We start from the raw sequence: 15,232 nt of genomic DNA, 5'->3' as shown, positions 1-15,232 counted from the left end.
GAGCGTGAATATGAATTGCCTTATTCCACATAATGTAATCGATAACAACCATGTGGTAAATAATACTTATTTATTCTTTAAAATCATTAGCTTCTAAATCATGACGGCCAAGTAATTTATAAAATTCTGTACGGTTTCGTCCTGCCATTCGGGCAGCTTGGGTAACATTTCCTTTCGTCATTTGTAATAACTTACGTAGATAATTCAATTCGAACTGATTGCGAGCTTCAACAAATGTTGGTAGCGCCGTATTTTCACCTTGAAGTGCTTGGCTAACCAGTGCTTCGCTTATAACAGGAGACGTCGTTAATGCAACACACTGTTCAATCACATTCACTAATTGACGGACATTGCCCGGCCAGCTCGCTGTTATTAAGCATTTCATTGCATCACTGGAAAAACTACGTACGAAAGGTTTATGACGTGATGCAGCTTCACGCAATAGATGATTAGCTAATAATGGAATATCTTCTGAACGTTCATTTAACGCAGGAATACGTAAGTTGACCACATTTAAACGATAGTAAAGATCCTCACGAAACTCATTTTTTTCCATTGCTTTTGGTAGGTTACGGTGAGTTGCAGACAGAATACGTACATCAATATCTAAATCACGGTTGCTACCTAAAGGACGAACTTTGCGCTCTTGCAATACCCGCAGTAATTTAACCTGCAATGGCATTGGCATATCACCAATTTCATCTAAAAATAACGTCCCACCACTGGCTGCAAAGAATAACCCTTCGCGATTACTAACTGCGCCAGTAAAGGCGCCTTTTGCATGCCCAAATAGTTCAGACTCTAATAATTGTTCAGGTAGTGCACCACAGTTAATGGCAATAAACGGCTTACGCGCCCTAGGGCTAGCTTTATGAATCGCCTGCGCTAAAACCTCTTTACCTGTACCACTTTGCCCGTTAATCAATACGCTAACATCAGATTGTGCCACCATATGCGCTTGTTCTAACAGGCGTATCATTAAGGGGCTACGTGTGACAATACCAGAGCTCCACTCTTCATCACTTATGGGTGTTGAAGAGAGCGCGAGTGCTTCATCAATCGCTTTATATAATGCGTCTTTGTCGACTGGCTTAGTTAAAAAACTAAATACGCCTCGTTGTGTTGCCGCGACGGCATCAGGAATCGAGCCATGAGCTGTTAATATAATGACAGGCATGTTTGGATGGGCTTTTTGTATCTCATCGAAAAGCGCCATGCCATCCATTTCATCCATACGTAAATCACTGATCACTAAATCTAATTTTTCTTTTTGTAAGATTTTTAGCGCTTCAGGGCCGCTCTCTGCGGTAGTGACTTTAAAGCCTTCACTACTCAAACGCATACCTAACAGTTTCAGAAGACTTGGGTCATCGTCAACTAGTAACAAATTTGCTGACTTACGATTCGTCATTTTTGTTCATTCTCCGATGAATTTTGCTCTACTGGAGAAGATGCGCTGCTATCAGGCTTTGGCTCTTCAGAGGAAATAGGTTTATCTCCTTCAACCCCATTTTCTACCTCTTTTTCGGTTTCGTTCGTGCTTTTCTTACGAGAAGAAAGCTGACGTTCAATATCCGTTAAGTTTTCAAGCTTACGGGAGGTCGTATTCAGTTCGAAAGCCAATTTAGCATTATCTTCTTTCAAGCGGTCGAGCTTTGTATCCATTTCTTGTTGTAGGCGCTTATAACGAGCCCCCGCATCTGACAAGTTGATAATTTGCACCTGTTGCTCACGCCATAATTGCAATAATGGCCGTACTGCTGTTGGAAAATTCAAACTATACGTATTAATGCTATCCAGCATTTTGCGACGTTCAGCAATAGACGGATCTGCAGAATTCAACAAAATGTTCTGTTGAAATGCACTCGACCAGTTTGTTACCTCGATTTTACCTGCTTCCTCACGTGCTTGACTGGTTTCAGTACGATCGGCACAATCCATCATTCGCAACCAAAATAGCGCGTTTTCCCGTGCAGTAGGTTGGTCATTGTTCCAGATCGTTTCACATGATGTATACCGATAGTCCGTAACTTTTACCTCAGGCACAACGACTTGCGCTAGAGTTTCGAGCGGTGACTGGCCATTTTTAGCGACACATCCACTTAAGATTAGGGAAAATAAGACCGCCCCAAAATTGAGCCCTGTACGTCTCATCACATAAGGTACTCTTCGATTATTTTTACTTAACGATGCGTTACGGTAAAGTACCGCCCAAACACCTGTAGACCGATTTACCATTATTCATTCTCTGCGGTTAGAGGCAGTTCAATTCTAAAACAGACATCTGCTGATTTAGTGGGAACAAGAGAAAGCTCACCCCCCATTTGTTTAATACAATCTTGCGCAATACTTAGCCCTAGCCCACTTCCTTTAACAGCACCTTTTCTTTGTAATGAGCCTTGATAAAAAGGTTCAAAAATCATGCTTTGCTCAGATTCAGGAATTGGCGTACCCGTATTCGCAACTTCAATTAGCAATTTATTGCCTGTTTGTCGACTAGAGATCCAAATATTACCTGATTCGCCGCCATAGTGCACCGCATTGGAATAGATATTATCAATAACTCGCCCAAGAAGTGAGGGTTCAGCTAAACAGCTATCCACTTTTAAACGCACTTCTGTTTTGATGTTTTTAGCCCGTGCGGGTAAGTTATGTGCTTTGACGATATCTTCAATGAGCTTTTGTAAATCAACAATCTGTGCTTCTGGTGGGTCATCTACAAGCTTACGATTATAGTCAAGTAATTGCTCAATAAGTTGCTGAAGATGCTTACTACTGTGATCCAAAATTTCTACAACTTCTTTTTGAGACACCGTTAATGGTCCAGCTACCTCATCAGCAAGTAACTCCGTTCCTTCACGCATACTCGCAAGAGGTGTTTTTAATTCATGTGAAATATGGCGAAGAAATTCATGACGCTGTGATTCAAGCCATGCTAATCGCTCACTTAACCAAATAATACGCTGCGCAATTGTCCGTAATTCCCTAGGGCCTTTAAAGCGCTCAATATTATTGGCTATCGTGCGTCCAGTTCCAAGACGGTTAATCATTCGTTCGATAGCTTTAACTGGGCCAATAATCATCCTTGTGAATAATGCAACTAGTAAAGCGCTTAATAAGAATAAAATTAAGCTCTGCCAGCCAAATAATTGACCTTTATTCGCAATTGCTTTTTGTAACTGTTCTCCACGGCTAAAAATCACATCACGAGTTTCTTGCACTAATGAGGCATTTTCGGCAGAAAACTGTTCTAAAGCTCGTGTAATTTTTTCTGTCGGCTCATTGTTTTCACAAGCGACCGTTTTAAGTGCATCCAAAGTGTTAGTCAATGCGGAGGTGTCTGACGAAGTGGGTAAGATTGTTTTCTGACGCTCGAACATTTGCTGATAATCTGCAAACTGTTTCTGATATTGCGTTTGCAAGGTGGGATCTTGTAACACACAATATTGACGATAGCTCCGTTCCATTTCTAAGGCGAGACTACTCATCACTTCACTACGCCGTGCGTCAAGCAACGTGGTTTTATTGATATTGGCAGCTTGGTTACTAAGTTGCTCCAGACTTTGATATGCCTGGTAAGCGAGTACTAATAAAGGAAGTAGTACAAGCCAAAATGCCATCACAACGAGTTGGCGCAAGGAGCGCGGGAAAAAACGCCATTTACTCAATACATTCATCTCATACCCATTCAACGTATTGCAATGGTAGCAGAACTCTTTGTCATGCGAAAAGCACAATCCAAATTATGTGTCCCATAGCGTTAAAATCAGACTAAGTGTAACAACTAAAAGCAATGAACGTGCCAATTTAATTGGTAAAAAATGATAATTTTCAGATAGGTATGTTCATCGCTCCGGATGTTCCTTTTTCGCATAAACGAAAGCATAAAAGAATCGATAGGTCTTATTAAATGAATTCTTTCGTCTTTTCTTTAGTTTTTGCTTTAAAAATAAAACACTCAGCTATGCCCTAAATAATTCGGATTGCAGCTAGGCGCCAAGTGAAGATATCTCTATAAGTATGTGATTCGGGTAGACGAGAGCAGCCAACAACGCTGTGGTACAAAGTATGACGGGCATTATGGTGGGCATAAAATAGGAAGGCGGGATAAAGGACTTACCTTTACCCCGCCAGCGATAACAACTACTCTGATTCTGATGGTTACTGCTTTTATATAATTATGCCTTTACATTAAAGATAATTATATAGGTGGTGCCTCACTCCACGTGTCGCCCTGTGTTTGATAAGGCCCGAAGGCGAATATCTGTGCTGTTGGACGGTAGGCACCTTACTTTGGCGTCATTCTTGGTTTATGTGGTATGTACCCAACTAATTTTGGACCTACATAAGAAGTTGAATGAGCAACTGAATATTATTATGCACATGCCGTGCCAACTTTTCAATTTATTTTTTAACACATTAAAAAATAAGAAAATTTATTTTTTACCGTCTATTCAGTGATTCTGGATACACTGAAACGGTTTATCTCTTTCTCAATATTGTCGCTAATTTAAGACACCCTAAACATCAAATTTATAAATCTATATTTATCAATAAGATAAATGTCTCCTTTTGGCGACACCCCAAAGTGGCGTCTGTCGCTATTTTTATACACCTTGTTTTTTGGTCATTTATTATTCAATATGAATAAGTTTGCGTGAAAATTTTACCCCAATAAAAAAATTGCTCGTCATTATGGATGAACAGCAGAATTTTACATTCTGCTGGTAGCTAATCTTTCTCGATATTGATATAAGATTTCCCAATATCCTACTCATCAAATTGATAAAAAATATGATAAAAATCGCTTTAGTTGATGACCACGTGGTTGTGCGTTCTGGTTTCGCTCAACTTTTAACACTGGAACCCGATATTTCTGTTGTTGGGCAATATGCGAATGCCCAAGAAGCTTGGCCTAATTTGCTTAATTTGGATATCGATGTCGCTATCATGGATATATCGATGCCAGATGAAAACGGTTTACAGCTTTTATCACGTTTACGTCAAAAAAAGCCTGATTTTCGCACCATTATATTGAGCATTTATGATACCCCAGCCTTTGTGCAAAGTGCTTTAGATGCGGGAGCCAGCGCGTATTTAACTAAACGTTGTGGCCCTGAAGAGTTAGTGCAAGCTGTTCGCTCTGTCCACCAAGGCGGCTGCTACTTATGTTCCGATGCTATGCGAGCACTACGCCACTCACCTCAACAACAGCAAAGCCTACATGAATTGACACCTCGGGAACGGGAAGTATTTGATTTATTAGTTGCTGGCTTGAGTGTAAAAGTGATCGCAGAGCAACTTGAATTAAGCCATAAAACCGTGCACGTTCACCGCGCAAATATATTAGGCAAATTGCAATGCGAAAATACCATCGACCTTGTTCACTACGCGCTAGAACATAATCTAATTTCACGGTAATTTAGGCATGAATAAAAGCTTACGGTTAATGCTGCAATCCATCTTCTTATTTTTTACTTATTCGCTGTTATGGATTGGGTTGTGGATCATCGGCTTTTATTTAAGTCAAAACAGTTTTCAGGCAACTTTATTTCTGCCGCAAGGCTTACGCCTAGCATTGATGCTTATCCTTTGGCGACGCTACTGGCCAACACTGCTACTTAGCGAAGGGATATTAAATTTTTGGTTATCATCAGAGCAACTTCTCTTCCAACCTATTTTACTGTTATCACCGTTATTAAGTCTCGGTGTTGCTTTTGTTATTCAAAATATCTGGTGGCGTTATACGTTATATTGGCAGCGGTTATTATTATTACTCGCAGGCGTTGCGGCAAATAGTGTATTACATGCTTTATTATTCAGTGGGTTATCATCTTATTCCATTAGCCAATTATTCCTAACAACATTCACCGGAGGGATACTGCTTTCTCCTTTTGTTTACCTTATTTATGAATATCTACACGAACAGCACTACCAAATGCTCCTTGATTATGGGACGCCAGATAAGCAATTACGAACCTCTTTAATTGTTTGGTGTTTTCTATTTTGTGTCGTTGGGCTCAGCGCCCAAGTATTTTTTGCTCCCGAAATTGAACGGTTAATTGTCTTACTGGTGTTTATTCCTAACGTTTTTATGGCTTATCGTTATGGCTGGCAAGGTGGCGTACTTTCTGCATTATTAGGTAGTTTAATCATTACTTTTGCCCGGCAATTTCACGGTGCATTTGCTGATTTAGAAGAATTAGAAATGTTTCTCAGCACTCAAGCCTTAATTGGTATTGGCCTTGGGATAGCAATTAGCCGACAAAAACAGCTGGCGAGTAACCTACAACGTTATCGCCAACGCTTAGAAGAAGAACTAAAAACACGGCGCGACTTAATGTTGCAGCTCGTGCATACCGAAGAAGATATCAAAAAAGCGATTGCCCGTGAGCTGCATGATGAAATTGGGCAAAATATCACCGCGATTCAAATTCAGTCGATGTTAGTGAAAAAAACAGCAACAGATGACATCAGCCACCAAGCAGCAAGTCAAATAAATGAATTAGCGCAACAAATTCATCAATCTACGCGGCAATTATTGCGCCAGTTGCGCCCTCCTGTGTTAGATGAAATGTCGCTTGAAAATGCACTAACACACTTAATTGCTGAATTTTCTTTTCCACAGAATAATATTCAATGCCACTTTCATTATGGCTTACAAACAACACCGATCAATGAAACAGTGTTGTTTACGCTTTATCGCCTCGTCCAAGAGTTACTTAACAATATCAGTAAACATGCAAAAGCCACACAAATCCACATATCTCTTAAGCAAATAGGTGACTCGATCCAGCTTGTTGTTAATGATAATGGCGTCGGCATTCCATTTAGCAAACGCACTAGTGGCTTTGGGTTGCGCGGTATTGAGGAGCGAGTTCGAGCCTTAGGTGGTGATTGGACATTAACAACCCAAAACGGAACACAAATAAGTGTTAACTTGCCCACATTTTAAGATAAAACATCGCAAAACTAGGAATAATTCCTAGCCCTCTAATACCTTCTCTCATCCTTTTTGTTAAAAACTTGATTACATTTTCCTTAACAAGAGAAACCGCCCTATGACAGGTAAAGACACGTTGAGTCTGGATAACACGTATCGTTTTTGGCGTCGCCGCTTAATGCTATCAATGATTATTGGTTATGCCACTTTTTACCTCACACGAAAGAGTTTTAACTTCGTGATGCCTGTTATGCAAAACGAACTGTTTCTCGATAAAAGTGACATAGGTTGGATAGCGACGTCGTTTTATTTGACTTACGGAATCTCCAAGTTTCTTTCAGGGATTTTCCACGATATTACAGGATACCGTTGGTTTATGGGGGTTGGCTTAGTGATGACGGGGTTACTCAACATCATTTTTGCCTATTGCTTATCATTTCCAGCGTTATTAATTGTTTGGACATTAAATGGCTTTTTCCAAGGTTGGGGTTGGCCGCCTTGTGCACGCATTCTAACGCACTGGTATTCACGCAATGAACGCGGGTTTTGGTGGGGATTATGGAATATCTCCATCAACCTTGGGGGAATGTTACTGCCCTTGCTTACCGCATTATTGGCGACCCAATACAGTTGGCAAATGGCCTTAATTGTCCCTGGTGTTATTGGTGTCATTATTGGGCTGTGGTTGTGTCGTCAATTACGTGGCACACCGCAAGAAGAGCAGCTTCCAAGCGTTGGGCAGTGGCGACACGATGTTTTGGAGTTACGCCAAGAACGCTTATCGCCGCCAATGCCAATGCTAGTGATATTAAAAGATGCCATCATTTTTAACCGTATGATTTGGTTACTGGGCTTCTCCTATATTTTGGTTTATCTCATTCGCATGGCGATAAATGATTGGGGAAATCTATGGTTAACAGAGAAACATGGCACCAATTTACTCAGTGCGAATGCAACATTATCGTTATTTGAGCTGGGCGGATTATTAGGGGCACTCTGCTCTGGTTGGGGCTCTGATATTCTGTTTCGTGGCCAACGAGCGCCTATGATCCTGCTGTTTTCATTGGGTCTTTGTGTCTCAGTAAGTGCCTTATGGTTAACGCCAATTCATCACTATGCTTTATTGGCTGCATGCTTCTTTGCGATTGGATTTTTTGTTTTTGGACCACAAATGTTAATCGGTCTAGCTGCAACAGAATATTGTCATAAAAAAGCAGCTGGAGCGGTAACAGGTTATCTCGGTTTGTACGCCTATTTAGGGGCGGCGATTGCCGGGTGGCCACTCTCTCAAGTCATTGCACATTATGGTTGGTCAGGCATGTTTTCCTTACTTGCCAGTGCCGCGGCTTTGATGGGATTACTGCTAATGCCTCTATTGATTGCCAATGTCAGCAAACGAGAGCATTTGGCGGGCACTGTTTCACCCTCTGATAATAAAACCTGAATAAAGGACTGACAATGAAACTGAAAACTCTCTCTACGCTTGTTGCTGCAGGCTTATCCCTTGCAGCTATTACTACCACTGCAAATGCTGCGGGCCGTTTAGTTGTTTACTGTAGCGCCACTAACGCCATGTGTGAAACTGAAACACAAGCTTTTGCTAAGAAATATGATGTCAAAACCACCTTTGTACGTAATGGTTCTGGCAGTACGTTAGCCAAAATCGAAGCTGAAAAACGAAACCCACAAGCTGACGTGTGGTACGGCGGTACATTAGACCCACATTCACAAGCAGGGGAAATGGATTTACTTGAACCATACAAATCGCCAAATCTGGCTGAAATCATGCCACAATTCCAAGACCCTGCAAAACGTAAAGGTAATTACTCTTCCGCAGTTTACATCGGTATTTTAGGGTTTGGCGTTAACAAAGACCGCCTAAAAGAGAAAGGGTTACCTATCCCAACTTGCTGGAAAGATTTAACCAAACCTGAATATAAAGGCGAAATTCAAATTGCAGACCCACAAAGTTCAGGAACTGCTTATACCGCATTAGCCACTTTCGACCAATTATGGGGTAATGAGCAAGCCTTTGATTACCTGAAAAAATTAAACTCAAATATCTCTCAATATACTAAGTCAGGTATTGCCCCAGCACGTAACGCCGCTCGCGGTGAGTCCGCCATTGGTATTGGCTTTTTACATGATTATTCATTAGAAGTGGAAAATGGCGCGCCATTAGAGCTTATCGCACCATGCGAAGGTACTGGCTATGAAATTGGCGGGATCAGTATCCTGAAAAATGCACGCAATATGGATAACGCGAAACTGTTTGTTGATTTCGTCTTATCGAAAGAAGCCCAAGAGTTAAGTTGGAAAGAAGGAAAATCTTACCAAATCTTAACCAATACGACAGCTGAGTCATCTCCTATTTCTTTAAAACTCAATGAGTTAAACCTAATTAATTACGATATGGACAAATACGGTGATGCTGATGTCCGTAAGAACCTTATCAATAAATGGGTAACAGAAGTCAAAATGAGCAAATAGCTATCTCGTGCGGTGGCCATCCACCGCACTGAGCTCTTACTAAACTAAAATAAAAATTAAATTTAATTAAGCTCTGAATAATTTGAGTTGTCGCCAGCGCCGCATGACGTTATCCCTAAACGCATACAAAAGTATGTGACTGGGGTAATGGAGTGAAGCCAACACTGTGACAGCGCAATATATGACGAGCTTAGGGGGAACTATGTCTCAAACCCTAACCTTATCGACCTCAACCAAAAAAGATAGCATATTTTTTTGGCTGCTGATTGCTTGGCTAGGTTTCGCGTTGCTGCCTTCTTGGAACTTAGACTATGGCGTACTTGACTCAACACAAGACGAAATCATAGCGGCTTACGGTTGGAGCAACCTAAACATTAGCTGGCTCTGGTATTTATTGCCTTCTATTTTATTTATTCGCCCGTTAACACCAGCGGATCGTTACCATAAAACCCGCCATTATTTCGATATTGGCGTGGCGGTTGTCACCGCAGCCGTGGTGATCTTAACCTCCTATTTTGAAGGAAAAGGGTTAGGTTACTCAACTATTGTACTATTTATCGCCTTGGGTATGGTGATGACACTGGCGTTAACTCGACTTGAGTGGCTCGGTGGAGACCAATTCGTTATTGGCTCGCTGATCACCGTTGTGGCCTTAATAGCCCTATTCATTGTGTTCCCAAGTGTCGCTATTTTCATTCCGATGTTTACTGATGGAAATGGGGACTTTGCACCATTCGCCTTTGTGGCAATTTTGACGCAATCGCATATTGTCCAAGTTATTATTAACTCAGTATTTTTATCATTGGCCGTAGGTGCTGGTTGTACTTTCTTTGGTTTGATTTTAGCCATTTATACTTCACGCATCGCCAAACGCTCCGCTATTATTGGTCGCGTGTTTTCTATTTTACCTATCGTCACACCCCCCTTCGTTGTCGGTCTAGGGGTCACGTTGATGATGGGGCGCTCAGGCTATATTACTGAGTTTCTTGCCGCCTATATGGGCCTTGAAAATACCAACTGGTTATATGGCTTCACCGGTATTTGGTTGGCTCAAGTCCTCGCATTTACCCCTATGTCATTCATGATTTTAGACGGTGCAATTAAAACCATTCACCCATCTTTAGAAGAAGCGTCTTATACTTTACGTGCCAACCGTTACCAAACTTTCTTTAATGTATTTATGCCATTATTGAAACCTGCTTTGGCAAACGCATTTTTAATCGTTATCGTACAATCGCTGGCTGACTTTAGTAACCCATTGGTTCTAGGCGGTAACTTCGACGTACTCGCGACGCAAATTTACTTCTATATCACCGGCTCCCAATTAGATTATCAAGCTGCCAGTACCTTAGGTGCGTCATTATTAGTGTTCTCACTATTAGTGTTCTGCGTACAGTATATGTGGATAGGTAAACGCTCCTATGTCACCGTATCAGGAAAATCTTACCGTGGTGATGTTCAGCCTTTACCAACGTCATTAATTGCCACTGTGACCACTTTCTTAGCGATTTGGGTTGCATTTAACGTATTGTTATACGGCAGTATTTTCTACGGTAGCTTTACCGTTAACTGGGGTGTTGATTACACCTTAACTTTCGATAACTTTATAAAATTATTCGGTCAAGGAATGAGCGATGGTGCGTGGCCATCATTGTTGGATACCCTTCTGTACGCCGGTATTGCCGCCCCCATCACCGCGATCCTCGGTTTATTAATTGCCTATATTGTGGTTCGCCAAGAGTTCCGCGGTAAAAAGACCATCGAATTTACCACGATGCTGTGCTTTGCCGTACCGGGAACAGTTGCGGGCGTGTCATACATCTTAGCCTTTAACGATTCCCCATTTTATTTAACGGGAACTGCCGCTATCGTCATTATATCAATGACCATGCGTAACGTTCCTGTCGGGATCCGTGCAGGTATTGCAGGCTTAGGGCAAATTGATAAATCGTTGGATGAAGCCTCTCTCAGCTTACGGGCGGGTTCAATGCGTACCATCTTCTTTATCTTACTGCCATTGTTGCGCCCAGCCATTTTATCAGCGCTGATCTATAGCTTTGTCCGTGCGATCACCACGGTCAGTGCGATTGTATTCTTGGTTACTCCTGATACTCGCGTCGCTACAGCCTATATTTTGAACCGTGTAGAAGACGGTGAATATGGCGTTGCTATTGCCTATGGCTCAATCCTGATTGTCGTAATGTTGGCAATTATTTTCTTATTTGACTATTTGATTGGCGAAGCCCGTGTTTCACGTTCCAAAGCCAAAAATGCAGAGTAATCACGGAGTAACTGACATGACACAACATAATTTTGTTGAACTAAAAAATGTGACTAAACGCTTTGGCAACAATACCGTCATCGATGATTTAAGTCTTTCTATTCCGCAAGGTAGCATGGTGACCCTACTCGGCCCATCCGGTTGCGGTAAAACTACCGTATTACGCCTAGTGGCGGGGTTAGAAAAACCCACTGAAGGCCGCATGTTTATTGATGGCGAAGATGTGACAGACCGTTCAATTCAACAGCGTGATATTTGTATGGTTTTCCAATCCTACGCCCTATTCCCACATATGTCGTTAGGGGATAATGTCGGTTATGGCTTAAAAATGTTAGGATTACCCAAAGCGGAAATTAAAAAACGAGTTGAAGAAGCATTAGAGTTAGTGGATTTGGCCGGTTTTTCTGACCGTTTTGTTGACCAAATTTCTGGAGGTCAGCAGCAGCGTGTAGCCTTAGCTCGTGCATTGATACTCAAGCCTAAAGTGCTATTATTTGATGAGCCATTAAGTAACTTGGATGCAAATTTGCGTCGTAGCATGCGTGAAAAAATTCGTGAGTTACAGCAACAGTTCAATATCACCTCTTTATATGTCACCCATGACCAAAGCGAGGCTTTTGCGGTTTCGGATATGGTTCTAGTGATGAATAAAGGGAAAATCATGCAGTTAGGTTCACCGCAAGAGCTATACCGCCAGCCAGCGTCAAAATTTATGGCGAGCTTTATGGGGGATGCAAATATTTTCCCTGCAACTCTTAGCGCTGACTCGGTGGATATTTTCAATTATCGTTTACCGCGTCCAGAGCAGTTTGTTACAGATAAAACTGCGGTGACTGTGGGGGTTCGTCCTGAAGCCATCACACTGAGTTTGCAAGGCGAAGATAGCCAATGCTGCACAGTTACTCACGTTGCTTATATGGGACCTCAATACGAGGTCACTGTTGATTGGCACGGTCAATCTATGTTACTGCAAATTAATGCGACGCAGTTGCAACCCACTATTGGGGAAAAACTTTATTTGCAGATCCACCCATACGGCATGTTTATCTTAACCGAAAAAGAATAATTTCTAATTCAATCACTTAAACCGTCACTTCATGGTGACGGTTTTTTTCGTTATTAAGTCCAATTAAAAAAGCAGAAAAGTTTCCCCTTCTGCTTTTCTTAACAAACCAATTAATTATAAAAATGCTTTATATGGTAATTCAGGTTCATTTTTGAAAATATCACTAAAGCCACGGAAATGTTGATAATGCATGCGGTCTTTATCTGTTGGATAAGTATATCTCCCACCCACTTGCCAGAAGAACGGGGCAAATTTATATTGCAAACGCTCTTTTTTCATATTCCACAACACTTCTATTTCACGCGGGTCATTTTGGAAGTTTGCCCAAATATCATGGTGGAATGGAATAACCCGCTCACAATCTAATGATTCTGCTGCACGTAAAATATCCGATGACGTCATTTTATCCGTCACACCACGTGGGTTTTCGCCAAAAGAAAGCAGTGCGACATCAATATTGTAACGGTTACCATGCGCCGCATAATAGTTTGAATAATGTGAATCGCCGGAATGATAAATAGAGCCGCCAGTTGTTTCTATCAAGTAGTTCACCGCACGAGAATCCATGCCATCTAAAATTTGCTTATCAGTGGAAGAAACACCCTGTGGCAATGTCACCAATGCTGTGCGGTCAAATGAATCTAACACACGGATTTTCATATCCCCTACTTCCAGTACATCGCCAACTTTGGCGACTACACAACGCTCTACTGGTACGCCCCACTTAATCCATAAATCTACACAGGCTTGAGGACCAATAAATTTAACGTGGTCGCCGCAATTTTGCATTACCGCCGCCGCCACATTCACATCAATATGGTCAGCATGGTCATGAGACGCTAAAATCGCATCAACATTTTTAATGGCAAACGGGTCTAAAGGGAAAATCGCAGTGCGTAAGTTTGGTTGTAGCGCTTCAACTCCCCCCATGCGCATCATTTGGTGTTGCTTATTCATCAATGGATTTTTTTGTGTTTTTTTCCCTGTTCCACACCAAAAATCGATACAAACATTGGTATTTCCCTCACTTTTTAACCAAATCCCTGTGCATCCTAGCCACCACATTGAAAAGGTATTAGGTTCAACAACCGTTTTTTCAATTTCTTCATTTAGCCACGTTCCCCACTCAGGAAATGTACTTAAAATCCAAGATTCACGTGTGATTTCATTAACTTTGCTCATAGTCATAATACCTTTTTCAAGAATTTTAGATGTAGGGAGCCTGATGCCTTAATCGAGAAATTAAGGCATGAAGGCTGAATTGGTTTAAATGTTAAAAATTAGGTATACGACGGAATTAAACCAGTATCACTCGCGTGCCCTGTGCGGCAATCGCTTTGATAACCTCAGAGTTGGCATTTCTTCCAGTAATAAGAACATCTATCTTATTAGCTGGGCAAAATAACATTCCGGTTCGATGACCCACTTTGGAACTGTCTACAACAACAACTAATTTATCAATTTGGTCAAGCATTTGCTGCTCTGCAACCGCAGTCAGCATGTCAGCTTTATATAATCCAGCTTCCGTTAACCCTTTACCTGAAGTAAACATCCAGTTACCTGCATAGCCCATTAACGTGTTCAAAGCCGGATTCAAAAAAATGTTTTGTGCTTTGTTATACTGCCCACCGATTAGAATGACGTCATCATGGTCTTGATCAATCAAATAGCTCGCTAATGGAAAATAATTAGTCACAATTTGTACGTTTTTCCCGCATAATTGCTGCCCTAACATAAACGCGGTAGAACCACAGTTAATGACAGCGCTTTCCCCAGGAAGACAAAGCGCTGCCGCTTTAATTGCGATTTCAGATTTTTCTTCATAGTGCTCAGTACTGTTAATGTTTAACGGTGTCCACTTACGTTTTTTATTTTCAATACGTTCAGCACCATTACGGATTTTTCGCAATTTACCTTGCTCATCTAACTTTGAAATATCACGACGAGCTGTTGCAGGAGACACACTAAATTGTTCGGTAATATGAGAAACATTGATCACTCGATGTGTTTCCAATAACGACAATATTTCATTGTGTCTTTGCACTTCATTCATAATCATCGCCTTATTAGTTAATAATCACCTTGATGATGGACTATGATTCAAAATGATTATTGGTGATTGGTTTTGATTCTATTTATCTCACTTACTATTGTCAACCTTTGCTCAGGTAAAAAAACAACATTTGATAAATATAAATTTACTCTATTGATATATAAGATAATTTTAAATTTTACGTGATCAGGTCGCCATTTATTTATTTTTTTGCTGGTAAAAAAACGCACAAATGAGAACAATCAAAAAAGAGCAATTCATGATTACATATGATCACATTTGATTTTTGCGAGACTGATTAGTCGCTTTAAATGATTATATCGCAATAACACCAGATACGATCAATATGATTAATCTCTGACCCAGATAAATTACAAATACAATTTGATTAGAGGTAAA

The 15,232-nt window shown here is 41.0% G+C and carries 11 protein-coding genes; 6 read left to right on the top strand and 5 right to left on the bottom strand.

What is annotated here, in order from left to right:
- Nucleotides 1-70: 70 nt before the first annotated feature.
- From glrR to ACU696_RS09290, 3 genes are read right to left on the bottom strand one after another with little or no spacing between them, the layout of a single operon-like run.
- A complete protein-coding gene (gene glrR, locus ACU696_RS09300) occupies nucleotides 71-1,411 on the bottom strand; it encodes a two-component system response regulator GlrR (protein WP_004912726.1) in 1,341 nt (446 codons plus the stop codon).
- Nucleotides 1,408-2,238 carry a two-component system QseEF-associated lipoprotein QseG gene (qseG, locus tag ACU696_RS09295; protein ID WP_109911468.1) on the bottom strand — a complete coding sequence of 277 codons (831 nt, stop codon included), beginning with the start codon at nucleotides 2,236-2,238 and terminating at the stop codon, nucleotides 1,408-1,410. The genes glrR and qseG overlap by 4 nt, the downstream gene beginning before the upstream one ends.
- Nucleotides 2,238-3,677 (bottom strand): sensor histidine kinase, encoded by a 1,440-nt coding sequence (locus ACU696_RS09290; protein WP_004912732.1) that lies wholly within the window; start codon nucleotides 3,675-3,677, stop codon nucleotides 2,238-2,240. Before ACU696_RS09290 ends, qseG begins: the two co-directional genes overlap by 1 nt.
- A 1,117-nt stretch (nucleotides 3,678-4,794) precedes the next feature.
- Here ACU696_RS09290 and ACU696_RS09285 point away from each other — a divergent pair.
- The 6 genes from ACU696_RS09285 (at nucleotide 4,795) to fbpC (ending at nucleotide 12,780) form a co-directional block, all read left to right on the top strand.
- Nucleotides 4,795-5,421: a response regulator transcription factor gene (locus ACU696_RS09285; protein WP_109911466.1), complete on the top strand. Its 627-nt coding sequence runs from the start codon at nucleotides 4,795-4,797 to the stop codon at nucleotides 5,419-5,421.
- 7 nt (nucleotides 5,422-5,428) lie between these two features.
- Entirely contained in the window at nucleotides 5,429-6,955 is a 1,527-nt protein-coding gene (locus ACU696_RS09280) for an MASE1 domain-containing sensor histidine kinase (RefSeq protein WP_447343064.1), read from the top strand.
- 79 nt (nucleotides 6,956-7,034) lie between these two features.
- Nucleotides 7,035-8,387: an MFS transporter family glucose-6-phosphate receptor UhpC gene (gene uhpC / locus ACU696_RS09275; RefSeq protein ID WP_226537939.1), complete on the top strand. Its 1,353-nt coding sequence runs from the start codon at nucleotides 7,035-7,037 to the stop codon at nucleotides 8,385-8,387.
- A gap of 14 nt (nucleotides 8,388-8,401) precedes the next feature.
- Nucleotides 8,402-9,433 (top strand): ABC transporter substrate-binding protein, encoded by a 1,032-nt coding sequence (locus ACU696_RS09270; RefSeq protein WP_004912741.1) that lies wholly within the window; start codon nucleotides 8,402-8,404, stop codon nucleotides 9,431-9,433.
- 202 nt (nucleotides 9,434-9,635) lie between these two features.
- The gene (locus ACU696_RS09265) at nucleotides 9,636-11,714 is read left to right on the top strand and encodes an ABC transporter permease (protein WP_209102005.1); all 2,079 of its coding nucleotides are present in this window, start codon (nucleotides 9,636-9,638) and stop codon (nucleotides 11,712-11,714) included.
- A 16-nt stretch (nucleotides 11,715-11,730) separates the two neighbouring features.
- Nucleotides 11,731-12,780, top strand: coding sequence for a ferric ABC transporter ATP-binding protein (gene fbpC, locus ACU696_RS09260; RefSeq protein WP_123382552.1), 1,050 nt, complete (start codon nucleotides 11,731-11,733; stop codon nucleotides 12,778-12,780).
- A 114-nt stretch (nucleotides 12,781-12,894) separates the two neighbouring features.
- Here the strand turns inward: fbpC and ulaG are convergent, their stop codons facing one another.
- Together ulaG and ulaR are read right to left on the bottom strand one after the other, a co-directional pair.
- On the bottom strand, nucleotides 12,895-13,962 hold the full coding sequence (gene ulaG / locus ACU696_RS09255) for an L-ascorbate 6-phosphate lactonase (RefSeq protein ID WP_004912748.1): 1,068 nt from the start codon (nucleotides 13,960-13,962) through the stop codon (nucleotides 12,895-12,897).
- 115 nt (nucleotides 13,963-14,077) lie between these two features.
- Nucleotides 14,078-14,833, bottom strand: a complete 756-nt coding sequence (gene ulaR, locus ACU696_RS09250) for an HTH-type transcriptional regulator UlaR (protein WP_004912750.1) — start codon at nucleotides 14,831-14,833, stop codon at nucleotides 14,078-14,080.
- Nucleotides 14,834-15,232: the final 399 nt, after the last annotated feature.

It is taken from the genome of Providencia sp. PROV_01 (assembly GCF_053098325.1).
This window is presented reverse-complemented; position numbering and strand designations above follow the sequence as displayed.

Excerpts from the sequence above, each read along its gene's own strand:
- ACU696_RS09290 (WP_004912732.1), bottom strand. The coding sequence starts at position 3,677 with ATGAATGTATTGAGTAAATGGCGTTTTTTCCCGCGCTCCTTGCGCCAA.
- ACU696_RS09270 (WP_004912741.1), top strand. The coding sequence starts at position 8,402 with ATGAAACTGAAAACTCTCTCTACGCTTGTTGCTGCAGGCTTATCCCTT.
- ulaG (WP_004912748.1), bottom strand. The coding sequence starts at position 13,962 with ATGAGCAAAGTTAATGAAATCACACGTGAATCTTGGATTTTAAGTACA.
- fbpC (WP_123382552.1), top strand. The coding sequence starts at position 11,731 with ATGACACAACATAATTTTGTTGAACTAAAAAATGTGACTAAACGCTTT.
- ulaR (WP_004912750.1), bottom strand. The coding sequence starts at position 14,833 with ATGAATGAAGTGCAAAGACACAATGAAATATTGTCGTTATTGGAAACA.
- ACU696_RS09280 (WP_447343064.1), top strand. The coding sequence starts at position 5,429 with ATGAATAAAAGCTTACGGTTAATGCTGCAATCCATCTTCTTATTTTTT.
- glrR (WP_004912726.1), bottom strand. The coding sequence starts at position 1,411 with ATGACGAATCGTAAGTCAGCAAATTTGTTACTAGTTGACGATGACCCA.
- qseG (WP_109911468.1), bottom strand. The coding sequence starts at position 2,238 with ATGGTAAATCGGTCTACAGGTGTTTGGGCGGTACTTTACCGTAACGCA.
- ACU696_RS09265 (WP_209102005.1), top strand. The coding sequence starts at position 9,636 with ATGTCTCAAACCCTAACCTTATCGACCTCAACCAAAAAAGATAGCATA.
- ACU696_RS09285 (WP_109911466.1), top strand. The coding sequence starts at position 4,795 with ATGATAAAAATCGCTTTAGTTGATGACCACGTGGTTGTGCGTTCTGGT.